At 46.1% G+C, this 12,782-nt stretch carries 13 protein-coding genes and 1 pseudogene; 8 read left to right on the forward strand and 6 right to left on the reverse strand.

The genetic code is table 11. From position 1 onward, the window contains the following. The first annotated feature begins 104 nt into the window (after positions 1-104). Complete coding sequence (locus QUB63_RS05395; protein ID WP_332943781.1) at positions 105-839, forward strand: energy-coupling factor ABC transporter ATP-binding protein; 735 nt, start codon at positions 105-107, stop codon at positions 837-839. Positions 840-1,030: 191 nt separating this feature from the next. Here QUB63_RS05395 and QUB63_RS05400 read toward each other — a convergent pair. Next, positions 1,031-1,290 (reverse strand): annotated as a pseudogene (locus QUB63_RS05400) (transposase family protein); the annotation flags it as partial. 174 nt (positions 1,291-1,464) lie between these two features. On the opposite strand from QUB63_RS05400, the gene arr reads away from it, so the two are divergent. Next, positions 1,465-1,881, forward strand: a complete 417-nt coding sequence (gene arr / locus QUB63_RS05405) for an NAD(+)--rifampin ADP-ribosyltransferase (RefSeq protein WP_442921872.1) — start codon at positions 1,465-1,467, stop codon at positions 1,879-1,881. 108 nt (positions 1,882-1,989) lie between these two features. On the opposite strand, the gene QUB63_RS05410 is transcribed toward arr, so the two are convergent. Further along, positions 1,990-2,994 carry an ion transporter gene (locus QUB63_RS05410; RefSeq protein WP_332943783.1) on the reverse strand — a complete coding sequence of 335 codons (1,005 nt, stop codon included), beginning with the start codon at positions 2,992-2,994 and terminating at the stop codon, positions 1,990-1,992. Between the two features lie 243 nt (positions 2,995-3,237). Here QUB63_RS05410 and QUB63_RS05415 point away from each other — a divergent pair, with 243 nt between their 5' ends. Together QUB63_RS05415 and QUB63_RS05420 are read left to right on the forward strand one after the other, a co-directional pair. After that, positions 3,238-4,245, forward strand: coding sequence for a 2-hydroxyacid dehydrogenase (locus tag QUB63_RS05415; RefSeq protein WP_332943784.1), 1,008 nt, complete (start codon positions 3,238-3,240; stop codon positions 4,243-4,245). Between the two features lie 196 nt (positions 4,246-4,441). Next, positions 4,442-4,879, forward strand: coding sequence for a CAAD domain-containing protein (locus tag QUB63_RS05420; protein WP_332943785.1), 438 nt, complete (start codon positions 4,442-4,444; stop codon positions 4,877-4,879). 267 nt (positions 4,880-5,146) lie between these two features. Here QUB63_RS05420 and aroA read toward each other — a convergent pair whose 3' ends face one another. Beyond that, entirely contained in the window at positions 5,147-6,502 is a 1,356-nt protein-coding gene (gene aroA / locus QUB63_RS05425; protein WP_332943786.1) for a 3-phosphoshikimate 1-carboxyvinyltransferase, read from the reverse strand. Positions 6,503-7,050: 548 nt separating this feature from the next. Here aroA and QUB63_RS05430 point away from each other — a divergent pair. Further along, positions 7,051-7,554, forward strand: a complete 504-nt coding sequence (locus QUB63_RS05430) for a hypothetical protein (protein WP_332943787.1) — start codon at positions 7,051-7,053, stop codon at positions 7,552-7,554. A gap of 133 nt (positions 7,555-7,687) precedes the next feature. Here QUB63_RS05430 and QUB63_RS05435 read toward each other — a convergent pair whose 3' ends face one another. Further along, entirely contained in the window at positions 7,688-8,167 is a 480-nt protein-coding gene (locus tag QUB63_RS05435; protein WP_332943788.1) for a hypothetical protein, read from the reverse strand. A 385-nt stretch (positions 8,168-8,552) separates the two neighbouring features. Here QUB63_RS05435 and QUB63_RS05440 point away from each other — a divergent pair, with 385 nt between their 5' ends. The 3 genes from QUB63_RS05440 (at position 8,553) to QUB63_RS05450 (ending at position 11,032) form a co-directional block, all read left to right on the forward strand. Then, on the forward strand, positions 8,553-9,230 hold the full coding sequence (locus tag QUB63_RS05440; protein ID WP_332943789.1) for a hypothetical protein: 678 nt from the start codon (positions 8,553-8,555) through the stop codon (positions 9,228-9,230). A 583-nt stretch (positions 9,231-9,813) separates the two neighbouring features. Further along, a complete protein-coding gene (locus QUB63_RS05445) occupies positions 9,814-10,113 on the forward strand; it encodes a putative quinol monooxygenase (protein ID WP_332943790.1) in 300 nt (99 codons plus the stop codon). Between the two features lie 115 nt (positions 10,114-10,228). Continuing rightward, positions 10,229-11,032 (forward strand): MOSC domain-containing protein, encoded by an 804-nt coding sequence (locus tag QUB63_RS05450; protein ID WP_332943791.1) that lies wholly within the window; start codon positions 10,229-10,231, stop codon positions 11,030-11,032. A 382-nt stretch (positions 11,033-11,414) separates the two neighbouring features. On the opposite strand, the gene QUB63_RS05455 is transcribed toward QUB63_RS05450, so the two are convergent. Together QUB63_RS05455 and QUB63_RS05460 are read right to left on the reverse strand one after the other, a co-directional pair. Continuing rightward, the gene (locus QUB63_RS05455) at positions 11,415-12,284 is read right to left on the reverse strand and encodes a calcium-binding protein (protein ID WP_332943792.1); all 870 of its coding nucleotides are present in this window, start codon (positions 12,282-12,284) and stop codon (positions 11,415-11,417) included. 77 nt (positions 12,285-12,361) lie between these two features. After that, the gene (locus QUB63_RS05460; RefSeq protein ID WP_332943793.1) at positions 12,362-12,760 is read right to left on the reverse strand and encodes a four helix bundle protein; all 399 of its coding nucleotides are present in this window, start codon (positions 12,758-12,760) and stop codon (positions 12,362-12,364) included. Between the last annotated feature and the right edge of the window lie 22 nt (positions 12,761-12,782).

Genomic DNA, 12,782 nt, shown 5'->3' on the forward strand with positions numbered 1-12,782 from the left:
ATTGATTAATTCATGCCTCTATCTTTTGCCTTCTCCCCTCCCCTCTCTGCGCTCTCTGCGCCCTCTGCGGTTAAAAACTCTTAATCCAAAAATCGAGGCAAAAATTGACTAATCTCAAATCACCGCCAACAATAGAAGTGCAAGACTTAGTATTCGGATACCCGCAGCAAAAACCTGTGTTACAAGGAATTTCATTCACCTTACAACCGGGAGAAAGAGTTGCTTTACTAGGTTTAACTGGCGCTGGAAAAAGCACTTTGCTCGAAAACTTGATCGGCTTAAAAATGCCTCAATCTGGCGAGATTAGAGTGCAGGGAACGAAGCTGGAAGCGGCGACTTTATCGCAAGCGCGGAGGCAAATTGGATTTTGCTTTCAAGACGCTAACGACCAGCTATTTATGCCGACTATTTTGGAGGATGTAATGTTCGGGCCGCGCAATTATGGAGTGCGGCCGGGAGTTGCGCGCGATCGAGCTTTAGGCCTATTAGACGAATTCGGTTTAGTCGAATTTGCCAACCGTTCGGCCCACGAACTGTCTGGCGGTCAAAGAAGGTTAGCAGCTTTGGCAGCAATTTTAGCATTAGAGCCTGCAATTTTAATCTTAGACGAGCCGACCAACGGGCTAGACCCGTCGTGGCGCCGTCATTTGGCTAAGGTTTTGTCGCAATTGCCGATCGAGGTAATTTTGATCGCTTCCCATAATTTGAATTGGATCGGGAAAACGACTGAAAGGGCGCTAATTTTGGCTGACGGGCAGATTCAGGTCGATCGGCAAACTCAAGATTTGCTGAAAGATAAATCCACTCTTGAATATTACAATTTGCCGCCAGATTGGTAATTAGTCATTAGTCATTAGTCATTAGTCATTAGTCATTAGTCATTAGTCCAGTTTGTAGGGTGTGCTGTAAGCACAGGTTGAGTTTGTAGCAATAAGGTTGACTTAACGCTTTTTGACGAATTTCCGCTCGCTATTTTATAGGCAATACAGGCATTTTTTCCAAATCCGATTGTTCTTAAGTCAACTGTATTGGGTTTTAGACGAGAAAATACTCGCGCAATTGTGTCATGGGTCGGTATCCCATTCGGTAATTCAAAAATTTTTTTAACCATTCGTATTTAGAGCGACCGTAACTTTCGATATCCACCCATGTATCAGCACCGCCAATCACTTCCCGTGATTGAAATAGTGACAATATCAATTAATTGATGGCGTGCAAGTCCGCTCAACTCTTGGATATTCTAAGTCGGCTTTCATGGTCAGCAATGGTAATTTTAGGTTTGAGTTTCATAATGAAAAACTCTAATTAAATGTTTTGTAGGTACTCAAGAATTCTGCTCCTATATACCATATTCTGTTAACATGAAATTTAGATGCGTTCGCCCTAGTCTCAGGCAAACCTACTCCCCGTCGAGACCGGCGCGAGATTTGCCAGCGGAGAACAAACAGTATGATGAGCGAGCCGATGACAGCCACCGACGATATGATTCCGCAGCGGTTCTACCATGGCACACGGGCTGACCTGAAGCCGGGAGAGCTAATCGAACCGGGCTACAAGTCTAACTACGGTAAGAGGAAGAAGGCGGTCTACGTCTATCTGACTGCCACCTTGGATGCGGCTACCTGGGGGGCCGAGCTGGCTCTCGGCGAAGGACCCGGCAGAATCTACATGGTGGAACCGACTGGCCCGATTATGGATGACCCCAATCTGACGGACAAGAAATACCCAGGTAATCCAACGAAGTCATACCGCTCCCGGGAGCCGCTGCGGGTCACGGGCGAGGTCACGGATTGGCAGGGGCACTCCCCCGAAGCGCTCAAAGCCATGAAGGACAACATTGAGCGACTTAGGCAACTTGGTGTTGAGGCAATCGACGACTGAGTTACTCCCCGCATCCTCGGGCAGTCGATGAGCGTGTGGATGCGAGTCGATGATGCGATCGCCCTTCCTTTACAGACTTCTTCCTTCTTCCTTCTGCTATGGCTGTAATTAAAGCTGGAATTTGCGAACAGTCTCGTTGTAGAGATGAATAGCTAAATCGCGAATAATTTCTTCATTTTCAAAATGACTTCCTAACTTCTGTTTCGCCGTTTTGACGCACATTTTCATCAACTCGGCGGAACTTTCGACGTAAAGCGCGATCGCACTTTGCTGTTGTTCAAAACCGACCTCGATTTCGGGCAGTATTTTTAGCGATTGACAATTAGCCGATTGGTCGAGATTTTCCGTGATTTTTTCCTGTTTTCTCCTTTGCACTTCCTCGGAAAAACCAGAAGCAATTATACCCGCAGGCAGTGCAAAAATTCCTATACCTAAAAATGCTAAAATTGCTCCTAACAATTTACCTAAAGGAGTGATCGGATAAATATCGCCGTAGCCGACAGTCGTTAAGGTCACAACTCCCCACCACATTGCATCGAGGATGCTCCCAAAAGCTTTGGGATGCGCCTCGCATTCAACAAAATACATGACGCTAGAGGCAAATATTAACAGAATGAAAACTGCAAATGCAGTGGCGATTAGTTCCTCTTTTTTGGCGTACAATACGGCTCCCAGAGTTCTTACTGACTCTGAATAACGGCTCATTTTTAGCAAGCGCAACAAACGCAGCAGGCGAATTAAATTAACGAAGCTTAAATTGGGAAATAATAGCAAGGCGTAAAAGGGTAAGATTGAAACTAAATCTATCAGACTTAGCGGTGTCAGAGCGTATCTCAATCTTCCCCCAAGCGGGTGGCTGTATCTGCGATCGACTGTACACACCCACAGCCTCAAAATATATTCGATTGTAAATACTAAGGAGGAAACTATTTCGATGTATTCCAAAAGTAATTTGTGTTCAGGCGACAAGCTGGGGGAACTAGAGGCAATAAAAGCTGCAACGTTTATCAGGATCAAACCCGTAATAATAAAGTCATCGGCTAAACTGTATAAATTGCTGCCTTTTGAGGTTTCTAAAATTTCATAAATTATTGGTTTGAGTTGTTGACGCATCAGATTTTCTCCGGAAAATTTAGCAATTAACGCTCGCGCTTGACTACAGTCTAAGAAGTTTTATTCAAAAAGTCAGCAGGACTGGCGATCGCGCGAAAAATCGGGTTGCTTCAGAGATGCTATAGTTGCAAAACTCAGTATTTCTCATGGAAACCCGGTTTTTTGGGCAAAGCCGTCTCAGTAAGCAAAGAAAGTTAATCTGGAAAGAATTGCCAACTATTACTGGATTTGCAGGCAAAAATCATGAAGGTAGCCGTATTCAGCACCAAATCTTACGATCGCACTTTTCTCGAAGCAGCCAATGCCGGCGCCCAACACGAGTTGGTGTTTTTTGAACCGCGCCTGAACCTGGAAACCAGCGTTTTGAGTGCTGGATTTCCGGCCGTCTGCGCGTTCGTTAACGACTGTTTGGACGCCCCAACGCTGCGGGCGATCGCCCAAAATGGCGTGCGCTTGCTGGCGCTGCGATCGGCCGGATTCAATCACGTCGATTTAGCAGCAGCCCGCGATTTAGACTTAACTCTCCTGCGAGTTCCAGCTTATTCTCCCTACGCTGTCGCCGAACACGCAGTCGCTATGATTTTGTCCCTCAACCGCAGAATCCACCGCGCCTACAACCGCGTCCGCGAAGGCAATTTCGCCCTAGACGGCTTGTTGGGTTTTGACCTCCACGGCAAAACGGTGGGAATCGTCGGGACTGGCAAAATAGGTGCGCTGACTGCCAAAATTCTGCAGGGATTCGGCTGCCGACTGCTGGGATACGATGTTTCCCAAAACCCGGATTGCCTAGCCCTGGGGATGGAATACCGGGCGCTTGCGGAACTGTTCGCCGCCTCTGATATTGTCAGCCTCCACTGTCCGCTGATACCGGAAACTTATCATTTAATTGGTGCAGAGGCGATCGGGCAAATGAAACCGGGGATGATGCTGATCAATACCAGCCGCGGTCAGTTGATTGACACCAAAGCTGTTACCAAAGGACTGAAGTCTGGTAAAATTGGCTACCTCGGCTTAGATGTGTACGAACAAGAGACGGATCTGTTTTTTGAGGATTTGTCAAATCAGGTGATTCAAGACGACGTATTTGGGCGCTTGCTGACTTTCCCCAACGTCCTGATTACCGGACATCAAGCTTTTTTCACCGAGGAGGCGTTGAAAAATATCGCCGAAACCACGATCGGCAATATCGCGGATTTTGAACGAGGGCGCACTTGTCCCAATCAAATCAACCTTGAGGAATTGAAAAAATGAGTCAAAAGAGCGATTTGGCAGCGGGGGCAATTGTTTAAAATCAAGTCATATCCTTATTTTTGCTTGCAATTGGTGAAGCTCTGCCTTAATCTCATCAATTAGTCCCGGCAGCCAGAATGCTGTACTAATTGCCGGAGAATTATACTGGCAGCAACTCAAAGCCTGCAATTTTACTTGACACCGGAGGAAGTATCAAATGACACAAGCTAACTTTTCTGACGACACGCAAACGATCGCTGAAGTCGTCACAGTAGACCTGGTGGCTGACCAACCGGGGGTCATGACTACAGTGACAACCGCAGAAACACCGGCGAGCCAGTTCCAAGATATTAAAGACCAAGTTATTAGCATTTTGTCGGAACTTCCAGCATATGTCTCCAACTTTTTTGCTGAATACCAAAAGCCTCTCATAACTGTTGGTTTAATCCTGGCAGGCGGTATTACTATTAAGGTAATGCTGGGAGTTTTAGATGCTCTTAATGATGTCCCTTTGGTAGCTCCAATTTTTGAGTTGATTGGCATGGGATATACCGGTTGGTTTATTTACCGCTATCTGCTCAACGCTTCTACCCGCCAAGAGTTGTTAACGGAAATTGATTCTTTTAAAGAACAAGTTGTCGGTCAAGATTCCTAAACGAAGGAAGTTCGGCAACGGATTGTTTAACGCATTTAACGGATGTAATGGATGAAGGTTGAGGGAATTGGGAATTGGGAATTGGTAATTGGTAATTGGGAATTGGTAATTGGGAATTGGGAATTGGTAATTGGGAATTGGTAATTGGGCAATTCTCCCACTCTCCCACTCTCCCACTCTCCCTCTCCCCCTCTCCCCCACTCCCTCTCCCCCTCTCCCCCACTCCCTCTCCCCCACTCTCCCACTCCCCCACTCCCCCTCCCGCTCTCAATTTGGATGGCAAACTTGTTGCAATGTGGCGGTAAAGTCTGGGTAGGAAATGGCAGCGGCTTCGGCGCGGTGAATGTTAGTAGTACCTGTGGCGTTGAGGGCTGCGATCGCCAAACTCATCGCTATTCTGTGGTCGGTATAGCTATCAACATCCGCACCAGTTAAAGGAGTTCCCCCGGTAATTTCTAAACCGTCAGGTAACTCGGTAATTTGGGCTCCCATGCGGTTGAGTTCCGCAGCAGTCACGGCGAGCCGATCGCTCTCTTTGACTCGCAACTCCGCGGCATCTCGAATTATAGTAGTACCGGACGCAAAGGTTGCCGCTACTGCCAAAATCGGGATTTCGTCAATCAGCCGGGGAATTAAGTCGCCAGCAATGGTGCATCCCCGCAATTGACCGGAACAGCGAACCAAAATATCCGCAACTGGTTCCCCCGCCGCCTCTCGCTGATTTTGCAGTTCAATGTCGGCGCCCATCATCTCCAAAGCTTCCAAAATCCCAGTACGAGTTGGGTTGACGCCGACATTTTCGACTACGAGCTCGGAACCGGGGACGATCGCCCCAGCAACTAGCCAAAATGCCGCCGAACTAATATCTCCCGGTACAATCACATTCTGTCCTTGCAGTTGTGTCGGCCCAGTGACTGTCACGCTGCAAGTTTCTGGATCGACGCTCAATTTGGCTCCAAACGCCCGCAGCATCCGCTCGCTGTGATCGCGCGACAGAGAGGGTTCTGTGACTGTAGTATCTCCATCAGCCATCAAACCGGCCAGCAAAATGCAGGATTTAACTTGAGCCGAGGCGATCGGAGATTGGTAGTGAATCGCTTTTAACTGCTGTCCGAGTACCGCTAAAGGAGCTAAAGAATTGCTTTTTCTACCCCAAATTTGCGCTCCCATTTGTTGCAGCGGTTTAATGACGCGCGACATGGGGCGCGATCGCAAAGAACTGTCACCCGTTACCGCAAAAAAACGCCCCGGATGAGAGGCTAAAATTCCCAACATCAACCTCATCGTCGTGCCGGAATTGCCCGCGTCCAAGACTTCTCCAGGCTCCTCTAACTCGCCAATTCCGACGCCCCTGACACTCACCCGTTCCGCGTTGAGTTCAGAAACGGAGGCTCCCAGGAGCGAGAAACATTTAGCAGTGCTGCGGGGGTCTTCTCCCAGCAGCAGTCCCTCAATTGTAGTTTCACCTCGGGCGATCGCACCCAACATCAAAGCTCGGTGAGAAATCGACTTATCGCCCGGAACTCGAATCCTGCCTCGCAGCGACAAGCCCGAGGCTGGTTTTTGAATGCTTAAAGTTTGACTTTCGCTCCAGAGCGAAGTAGTTATAATGTCAACTGCCATGAGATAGACTAGGATGGGACGGCGTTAGCTATCCTACCCTTTTCCCAGTCCTAAGTCATACCATTTTAGATTTTCCATTTTTCGATTTTAGATGGGGGAATGACAGACGGGATAAGGGTTTGGAGCGGCGCTACAGTTCTATTCTTTTGTAAACTGGTATCAGCCAGAGGGAAGATTAGATTTTAGGTTTTAGATGGGGGAATGACAGACTGCATAAGGGTTTGGAGCTGGGGCATACAGTTCCATTCTTTGCTGAAACTGGTGTCCGCGACAGGGGAGAGCAAATGCAACTCCACGGATTTCACCTTAATTTCACAATTACTGTCCGTGTATTTGCGTAGATTTCATGTTCTGCTCTGTGCGATCGACCAGATGATGGAATTTTGACTGAACAATTTTATATTTCTGACTGCGAGTTGTAGATTTTGCATTTTTTTCAAGCAAAAGCTCCGGAATTTGGAACCCAGATCCTCTAAAATCTAAAATCTCAAGTATAAAATCTCAAATCTCAAACCTCCCGATCCACAATAACTACTACACTTTTATTTATGCTGACGCATCACCGCAAGCCTGTAAGTTTATCGCTGGTATCCACAGATTTACCTTTGTGGTCAGTTGTTGAAACCGCTGGTACGCTGTATCAAAAAGACCGCGATCGCTTTCACTTGTTGTTGCACGAACCAGCAATACTCGATCGCCAATTTTCCGACGAATCCGACGAATCTGCCGAGCCCGTTGCTATTTTGCCAACAACCACAAAACCCCGGTTGCTCTGGCTAGAAGTTTCGCCCTATCGAGTCATTATGACCATGCAAGGAAACGGCAAATACAGTTACCGCCACTGCTGGGAACGCGGAATGTACGGCCTGAGCCGTTATTGGCTTCAGGGCGAATCGCTGGCGACTCCGGAACAATTGCGGCTCCGCAACTTCACCCGCAACTTGACGCTGACAGGAAAGCCGGAACCGGAACACCTGCGGTTAGAATACGAGTTGTGGTCGGAAAAAGTACAACTCGGCCGCTATATTTTGAATCTAGAAATTCATCAATAAAATTGGGAATGGGTAATTAGTCATTAGTCATTAGTCATTAGTCATTAGTTATTCAGTAGGCAATGGCAAAAAAACAATAACATCTTGCAGGGTCTTGTAGATACTATTGTTTTTTTGGTTGGTGATGACTTACTTACCGATCGCTCTTACAATATTTAATCAGTTTGCCAGTCAAAGCGTCTTGATTGTCGGCGGCTCGAAGAGCCTGCTGTCCGGCTCTGATAATATCCGCTTGAGCTGTTTTGATTTGCTCTCGACCTTCTATACTTGTAGAAGCCAGATTTCCTGCCTCAAGAGCTTTGCCTATGTCGCCGAGTGCTTGACCCATTTCCCGGAAGGATTTAACCGATGGGCCTTGAATTTCTTTGAGGGTTGTATCTGTGATTCGCAGAGCTTCAAGTTGTTTCGATATCTGGTTCAAGTCTTTAGCTAAGTTCTTGGTCGTTGCAGCATCGTTGCTGTCTTGCTTAATATCAATGAGAGCGTTGCCTTTGGTGACAATTTCAGTCAATTTAGTACACTGGACAGCTCGGCTATCGCTGCAACTAATCGTCAGCGTACAGCAAGCAACAACTAAAAGCAGGATGGCAATTTGTTTGCGAAAAAAGTACATGAATCCTCGGTTACAAAAAAAAAGTAGATTCTGGGATTTTGTAGTAGAGTGTGTCAGTCGATTTTAGATTTTAGATTTTAGATTTTAGAATTGACTTCACAGATGAATCTGGGAACAGGAACAGGAGTCTCAAATTTTTGGCTCTTCACGACTTATACCATTTTCGGAAAATAATGCAACTGTCGGCTCGCGATCCAAACCCTTATCTAGTAAATCATGCCCAATCTAAAATCTAAAATCTAAAATCTAAAATGGTATTAAGTCGGGGTCTTGTATCCATTTTTGGGCGGAGCGGCGATCGGCCGATCGATAAATCGACTGTCGAAACACGAAACGCCATTCAGACACGCTCTGCTAAACTAAACTACGTACCTGTTTAGGAACTATGGTCAAAAACAGCAATAACCTACAGAAGGGCAGCATTTGGGGATATCTTACCCTGCTTTTGCCTATTTGCTTGACGGCGGTTGCCAGTTTCGAGTCGGGAACGATGTTTTGGGCGATCGCCACCACAGCGGGCATTGCTTGGGCTTACAAGCTTTACCAGCAGCAGCAAAAACACAAACTCGCTCATTTAGACTCGGTTTTCTACAGGTTGATCAAGGAAAATCAAGGGCGAGTTACGGCTTTGGATTTGGCGATGAATGCAAAACTCCCCGGAGAAAAGGTTCAAGAATATCTCGACGAACGAGCTCTTGAGTTTGCTGCGGATTTTCAAGTAACGGAAGAAGGCGGAATTTTGTATTATTTTCAAATTGCTCCAACTGTCACTCAAAGCGAAACACCTAACGCGGCAGTAGCTGTTCAAGAGCCTCCCACAAATCGGGAAAAAACACAAGAGAAAAAACCAAATTTATTTCCGATTGCTCAAACCAAGACTCCTCAAAAGCCCAAAATCTCTTTTACCCAAACGGAACTTTCCCGCAGGTTCAAGGTTCACGCAAGTACGATCGGCAAGTGGAAAGTTAAGCCGGAGTTTGCTCAGTGGAGCCGCGAAAAAGACCCGGAGAATCTCGCCTGGGAGTATTCTACAGAAAACAAGCGATTTTATCCCAAAGATTGATCGGAACAGTTGACAGTTGACAGTTGACAGTTGACAGTTGACAGTTGACAGCTTGCCCCCCGAGCGAAGTCGAAGGGTTGACAGTTGACAGTTGACTTGAGAGTTGTCACGAAGGAATTCGTCAAGCGTGAAGTCGTCAAGCGTGAAGTCGGAAGAGTTGACAGTTGACCCGGGGATAGTTGACAATCAAAAATCTTCAATCCCCAATCCCCAATCCAAAATCCAAAATCTAAAATCGTTTGGCAGTTGACAGTTGACCTGTGACAGTTGACCTGTGACAGTTGGAAGAGGGAGAAAGACATAAACAGCAAGCTTGAGCGCGAGCCGTATTGTAGATTTAATTAGGTGGATTTACTTGTGGGCTAAAATATACAAAGAAACCGGGTTTATACGACGTTCTGCGGTTGGTAACGAAGAATTTCGGAATAAACTGGTTTCAGAGACTTGAGCGCGTCCTGGAAAGATTATGCTGGCTGTTGACCGATCGACCTCTTTCGGTTATTTTAAGTAAAATAATGTTTAATTGAGTTTGCCTCATAAAAATCGGTAAATTCGATCGCCATATCTGTTGATTTTTTATCCTATGTCCAAACCAACCTTGCGAGTAGTCGCCCGCCTCGTAGCCTTTCCCGACAAAGTAGCAGAACTTAAATCTCTGCTGCTGAGCATTATCGAGCCAACTCGCAAAGAAGAAGGCTGCATCAAATACGAACTCCTGCAAAATCAAGCCGATCCCACAGATTTTACCTTCGTTGAAGAGTGGGAAAGTGCAGCTTTGCTCGAAATACATCTCGCTTCAACTCACATTCAAGCCGCAGTGCAGAAATTAGACGGTTTAGCAGTTGGGCCTCCAGATATCCGCCGCTATGAATTGCTAGCTTGATTGGGTTTTTATAGCAATTTGATTAATGTTTATAAAATAGCTTTTACCCCCCTAGCCCCCCTTAGTAAGGGGGGGACAAGAGTTCAGTTCAAATTGAAGCACAGCTAAAAAAAATATGACAGTAGCAACAATAAAACAGTTATTCACTTATCCAATTAAAGGGCTGACACCGCAAGCAATGTCGGAGTTTGCTTTAACAGCAGGACATGGCATTAAGGGCGATCGCGCTTTTGCGCTAATGTTTGCAGATAATGTTGAAGCTGCAAAAATGCCCGCCGAAAATGTGCCTTGGATGAGCAAAAAATATTTGGCGGTTCAAAACGATTGGCCTTTGTTAGCAGCTTTAGACTGCCATTATCAACCGGAAACGGCCGTTTTAACAGTCCAGCGTCAAGGAGTTGCAGTATTATCAGCAGAAACGAACACAGCAGCGGGGCGCGATCGCATCTGCAGATTTTTCACCGAATATCTGGCCGCAATTGAACCGACAAAAGAAGCCAGACACCCGCAGCTTGCACCTTTGCGGTTGGTGGGTAACAGTAGTGGCGAAACTCGTTATCCCGATCGAGAACCGGTACATATTTCTCTCCTGAGTCAAGCCACATTAGACCAATTAACCGAAATCGCCCACCAAAACATTGACGTGCGCCGATTTCGCCCAAACGTTGTCCTAGAAGGCGTTTCAGCGTGGTCGGAATTTGAGTTAATGGGAAAACAGTTTCAATTAGGTACAGCGCGGATCGAAGTTACAGCACGGATCGGTCGCTGTGTCAACATAGAAGTGAATCCACAAACGGGCGATCGGGATATTCCCCTACTAAGTTTACTACAACAAGAATTCGGTCACGCACAAACAGGAGTTTTAGCCAAAATCATCAACAGCGGCACAGTTAAAATCGGCGATAATTTGACTTCTTAAAAATAGAGCGTCTCATGTCCGGTGGCATCCTTCCTGTATGGGTGGGGGCGGGTTTATTATATTGTTGGTTTTAGGTATGGATGATTGGTGAAAACCGCCCGACAACGGCCGGTAGGGGCGGGTTTCACCAGCAATATTTAATCGGAGCCAATAATCTTGTAAACCCGCCCCCACACAACCAATAATCTAGATTAACCTGATGTTTGAGCGAATCCCAAAAATGTATATTCCGATTTGCCGTTGGGTGGGGCGGGTTTATTATATTGTTTGTTTTAGGCATGGATGTTTGGTAAAACCCGCCCCTACGATAATTGCGAAAAATGTATATTCCGATTGTTCGTTGGGTATATCGGAACAGGTATTCACCCGGATATAATACCACTCATCCTTCCTCCGAAATCCTCACCTTATTACCGATCAACTTCAGAAAACTCGCTCCAAAATGTTGAATCTCCAAAAAATTAGCATAAGCAGGAGTAGACTTATAAACTCTAAAAGTCCGCATAATTCCCAAAGTCGCCGCACTTTCCAGCGGGCCAATAAAGCTAGTATCCCTGTCCAAAAAATGAGACTGCTTAGCCCAGTGCGCCATCTGTTCCGCATTCAAAAAATAGCAGCCAGAATGAGGATTCAAAGCCCGTTCAAAAGAGATGGGCTGTTCCATAATTTTCCCCACCAACTGCGGCTGCTCCTCCACATTTTGAAACTTAGCAGTAGCTGTTCCCGTTAAATCACCATCAATATATGCTTTAAAAACAGCCCCTTGAGGCGATACTTCATAGCGATTAGGTTGCAGCAAATTACCATTTCCCCCGTGATGCGTAAACCATTTTAATTTACTAAAAAACCACGGATCGTGTAGAATTAAATCATCTTCCAAGTAACAGAAATAATCATATTTGTCAAGACACGATCGCAAAACAGCTTGACACTCAAACCCCAACAGCAGCGGTTCGCATTTGGTAGCGTGGTGCATAAAAGACCTCGGCTGTATCGGCAATTGAGGCAACAAATGATAGCCTTGAGTAGTGCAAACAACAATGTCAATTTCGTGCTTTTGAGATTGATTGACTGGGATAGTGGCACATTCGCCAATATGAATCATGGACTGAGATTTGCCGTACAAAGCTTGCAGCGATGTCACGCAAGCAGTTAAAGCATTGATTCGCGGTTGCGGGTCGTTCCGCTGGGAAGCGTGTTTCCCGTCGCCGCTGGGATTGTAAAAGTGAGCAATAGTGAATAGGATTCGCATTTGTGTCGAGGAGAGGGAAGAGGGGGAGAGGGGGAGAGGGGGAGAGGGGGAGAGGGGGAGAGGGGGAGAGGAAGATCTTACTTTTTTGTATTATTTGGGATTGTCCAATCTGACGAATGGTGAATCATGTTCACTAACATAGCGAGAATTTGATCGTAAGCTAGGTCGAGTTCTTGGCTCGACTGAATATCTAAATAATTGCACTTGACAGCAAACTCAATCCAGGTTTGAGTTTCAGCCGCTTCGGCTTCAGAGTCGCTTAACTTAGCCACAAAAGCTGCTTCATAACGGCGTTTTCGCCAAGCCTCAGCTAAATTAGCACATACAGAGCGTGATGAACGACGTATTTGATCGGTTAATGAAAATCTCTCTTCAACAGGAAACTTTTTGCTTAACCTAAAAATCTGCATGGCAGCATTGAGAGCCTGTTGATATACTTGTAAATCTCGATGACTTTGAATTCGTTGATTGCTCATCTTCTCCTCACATGAGTTTCAT

It is taken from the genome of Microcoleus sp. ARI1-B5, from assembly GCF_036705795.1.
GTDB lineage: Bacteria > Cyanobacteriota > Cyanobacteriia > Cyanobacteriales > Microcoleaceae > Microcoleus.

Bases quoted from the DNA above. Each gene is read 5' to 3' on its own strand.
- QUB63_RS05445 (WP_332943790.1), top strand. From the start codon at position 9,814: ATGTCCAAACCAACCTTGCGAGTAGTCGCCCGCCTCGTAGCCTTTCCC.
- QUB63_RS05415 (WP_332943784.1), top strand. From the start codon at position 3,238: ATGAAGGTAGCCGTATTCAGCACCAAATCTTACGATCGCACTTTTCTC.
- QUB63_RS05440 (WP_332943789.1), top strand. From the start codon at position 8,553: ATGGTCAAAAACAGCAATAACCTACAGAAGGGCAGCATTTGGGGATAT.
- QUB63_RS05460 (WP_332943793.1), bottom strand. From the start codon at position 12,760: ATGAGCAATCAACGAATTCAAAGTCATCGAGATTTACAAGTATATCAA.
- QUB63_RS05410 (WP_332943783.1), bottom strand. From the start codon at position 2,994: ATGCGTCAACAACTCAAACCAATAATTTATGAAATTTTAGAAACCTCA.
- QUB63_RS05435 (WP_332943788.1), bottom strand. From the start codon at position 8,167: ATGTACTTTTTTCGCAAACAAATTGCCATCCTGCTTTTAGTTGTTGCT.
- QUB63_RS05420 (WP_332943785.1), top strand. From the start codon at position 4,442: ATGACACAAGCTAACTTTTCTGACGACACGCAAACGATCGCTGAAGTC.
- QUB63_RS05430 (WP_332943787.1), top strand. From the start codon at position 7,051: ATGCTGACGCATCACCGCAAGCCTGTAAGTTTATCGCTGGTATCCACA.
- QUB63_RS05450 (WP_332943791.1), top strand. From the start codon at position 10,229: ATGACAGTAGCAACAATAAAACAGTTATTCACTTATCCAATTAAAGGG.
- QUB63_RS05455 (WP_332943792.1), bottom strand. From the start codon at position 12,284: ATGCGAATCCTATTCACTATTGCTCACTTTTACAATCCCAGCGGCGAC.
- aroA (WP_332943786.1), bottom strand. From the start codon at position 6,502: ATGGCAGTTGACATTATAACTACTTCGCTCTGGAGCGAAAGTCAAACT.
- arr (WP_442921872.1), top strand. From the start codon at position 1,465: ATGACAGCCACCGACGATATGATTCCGCAGCGGTTCTACCATGGCACA.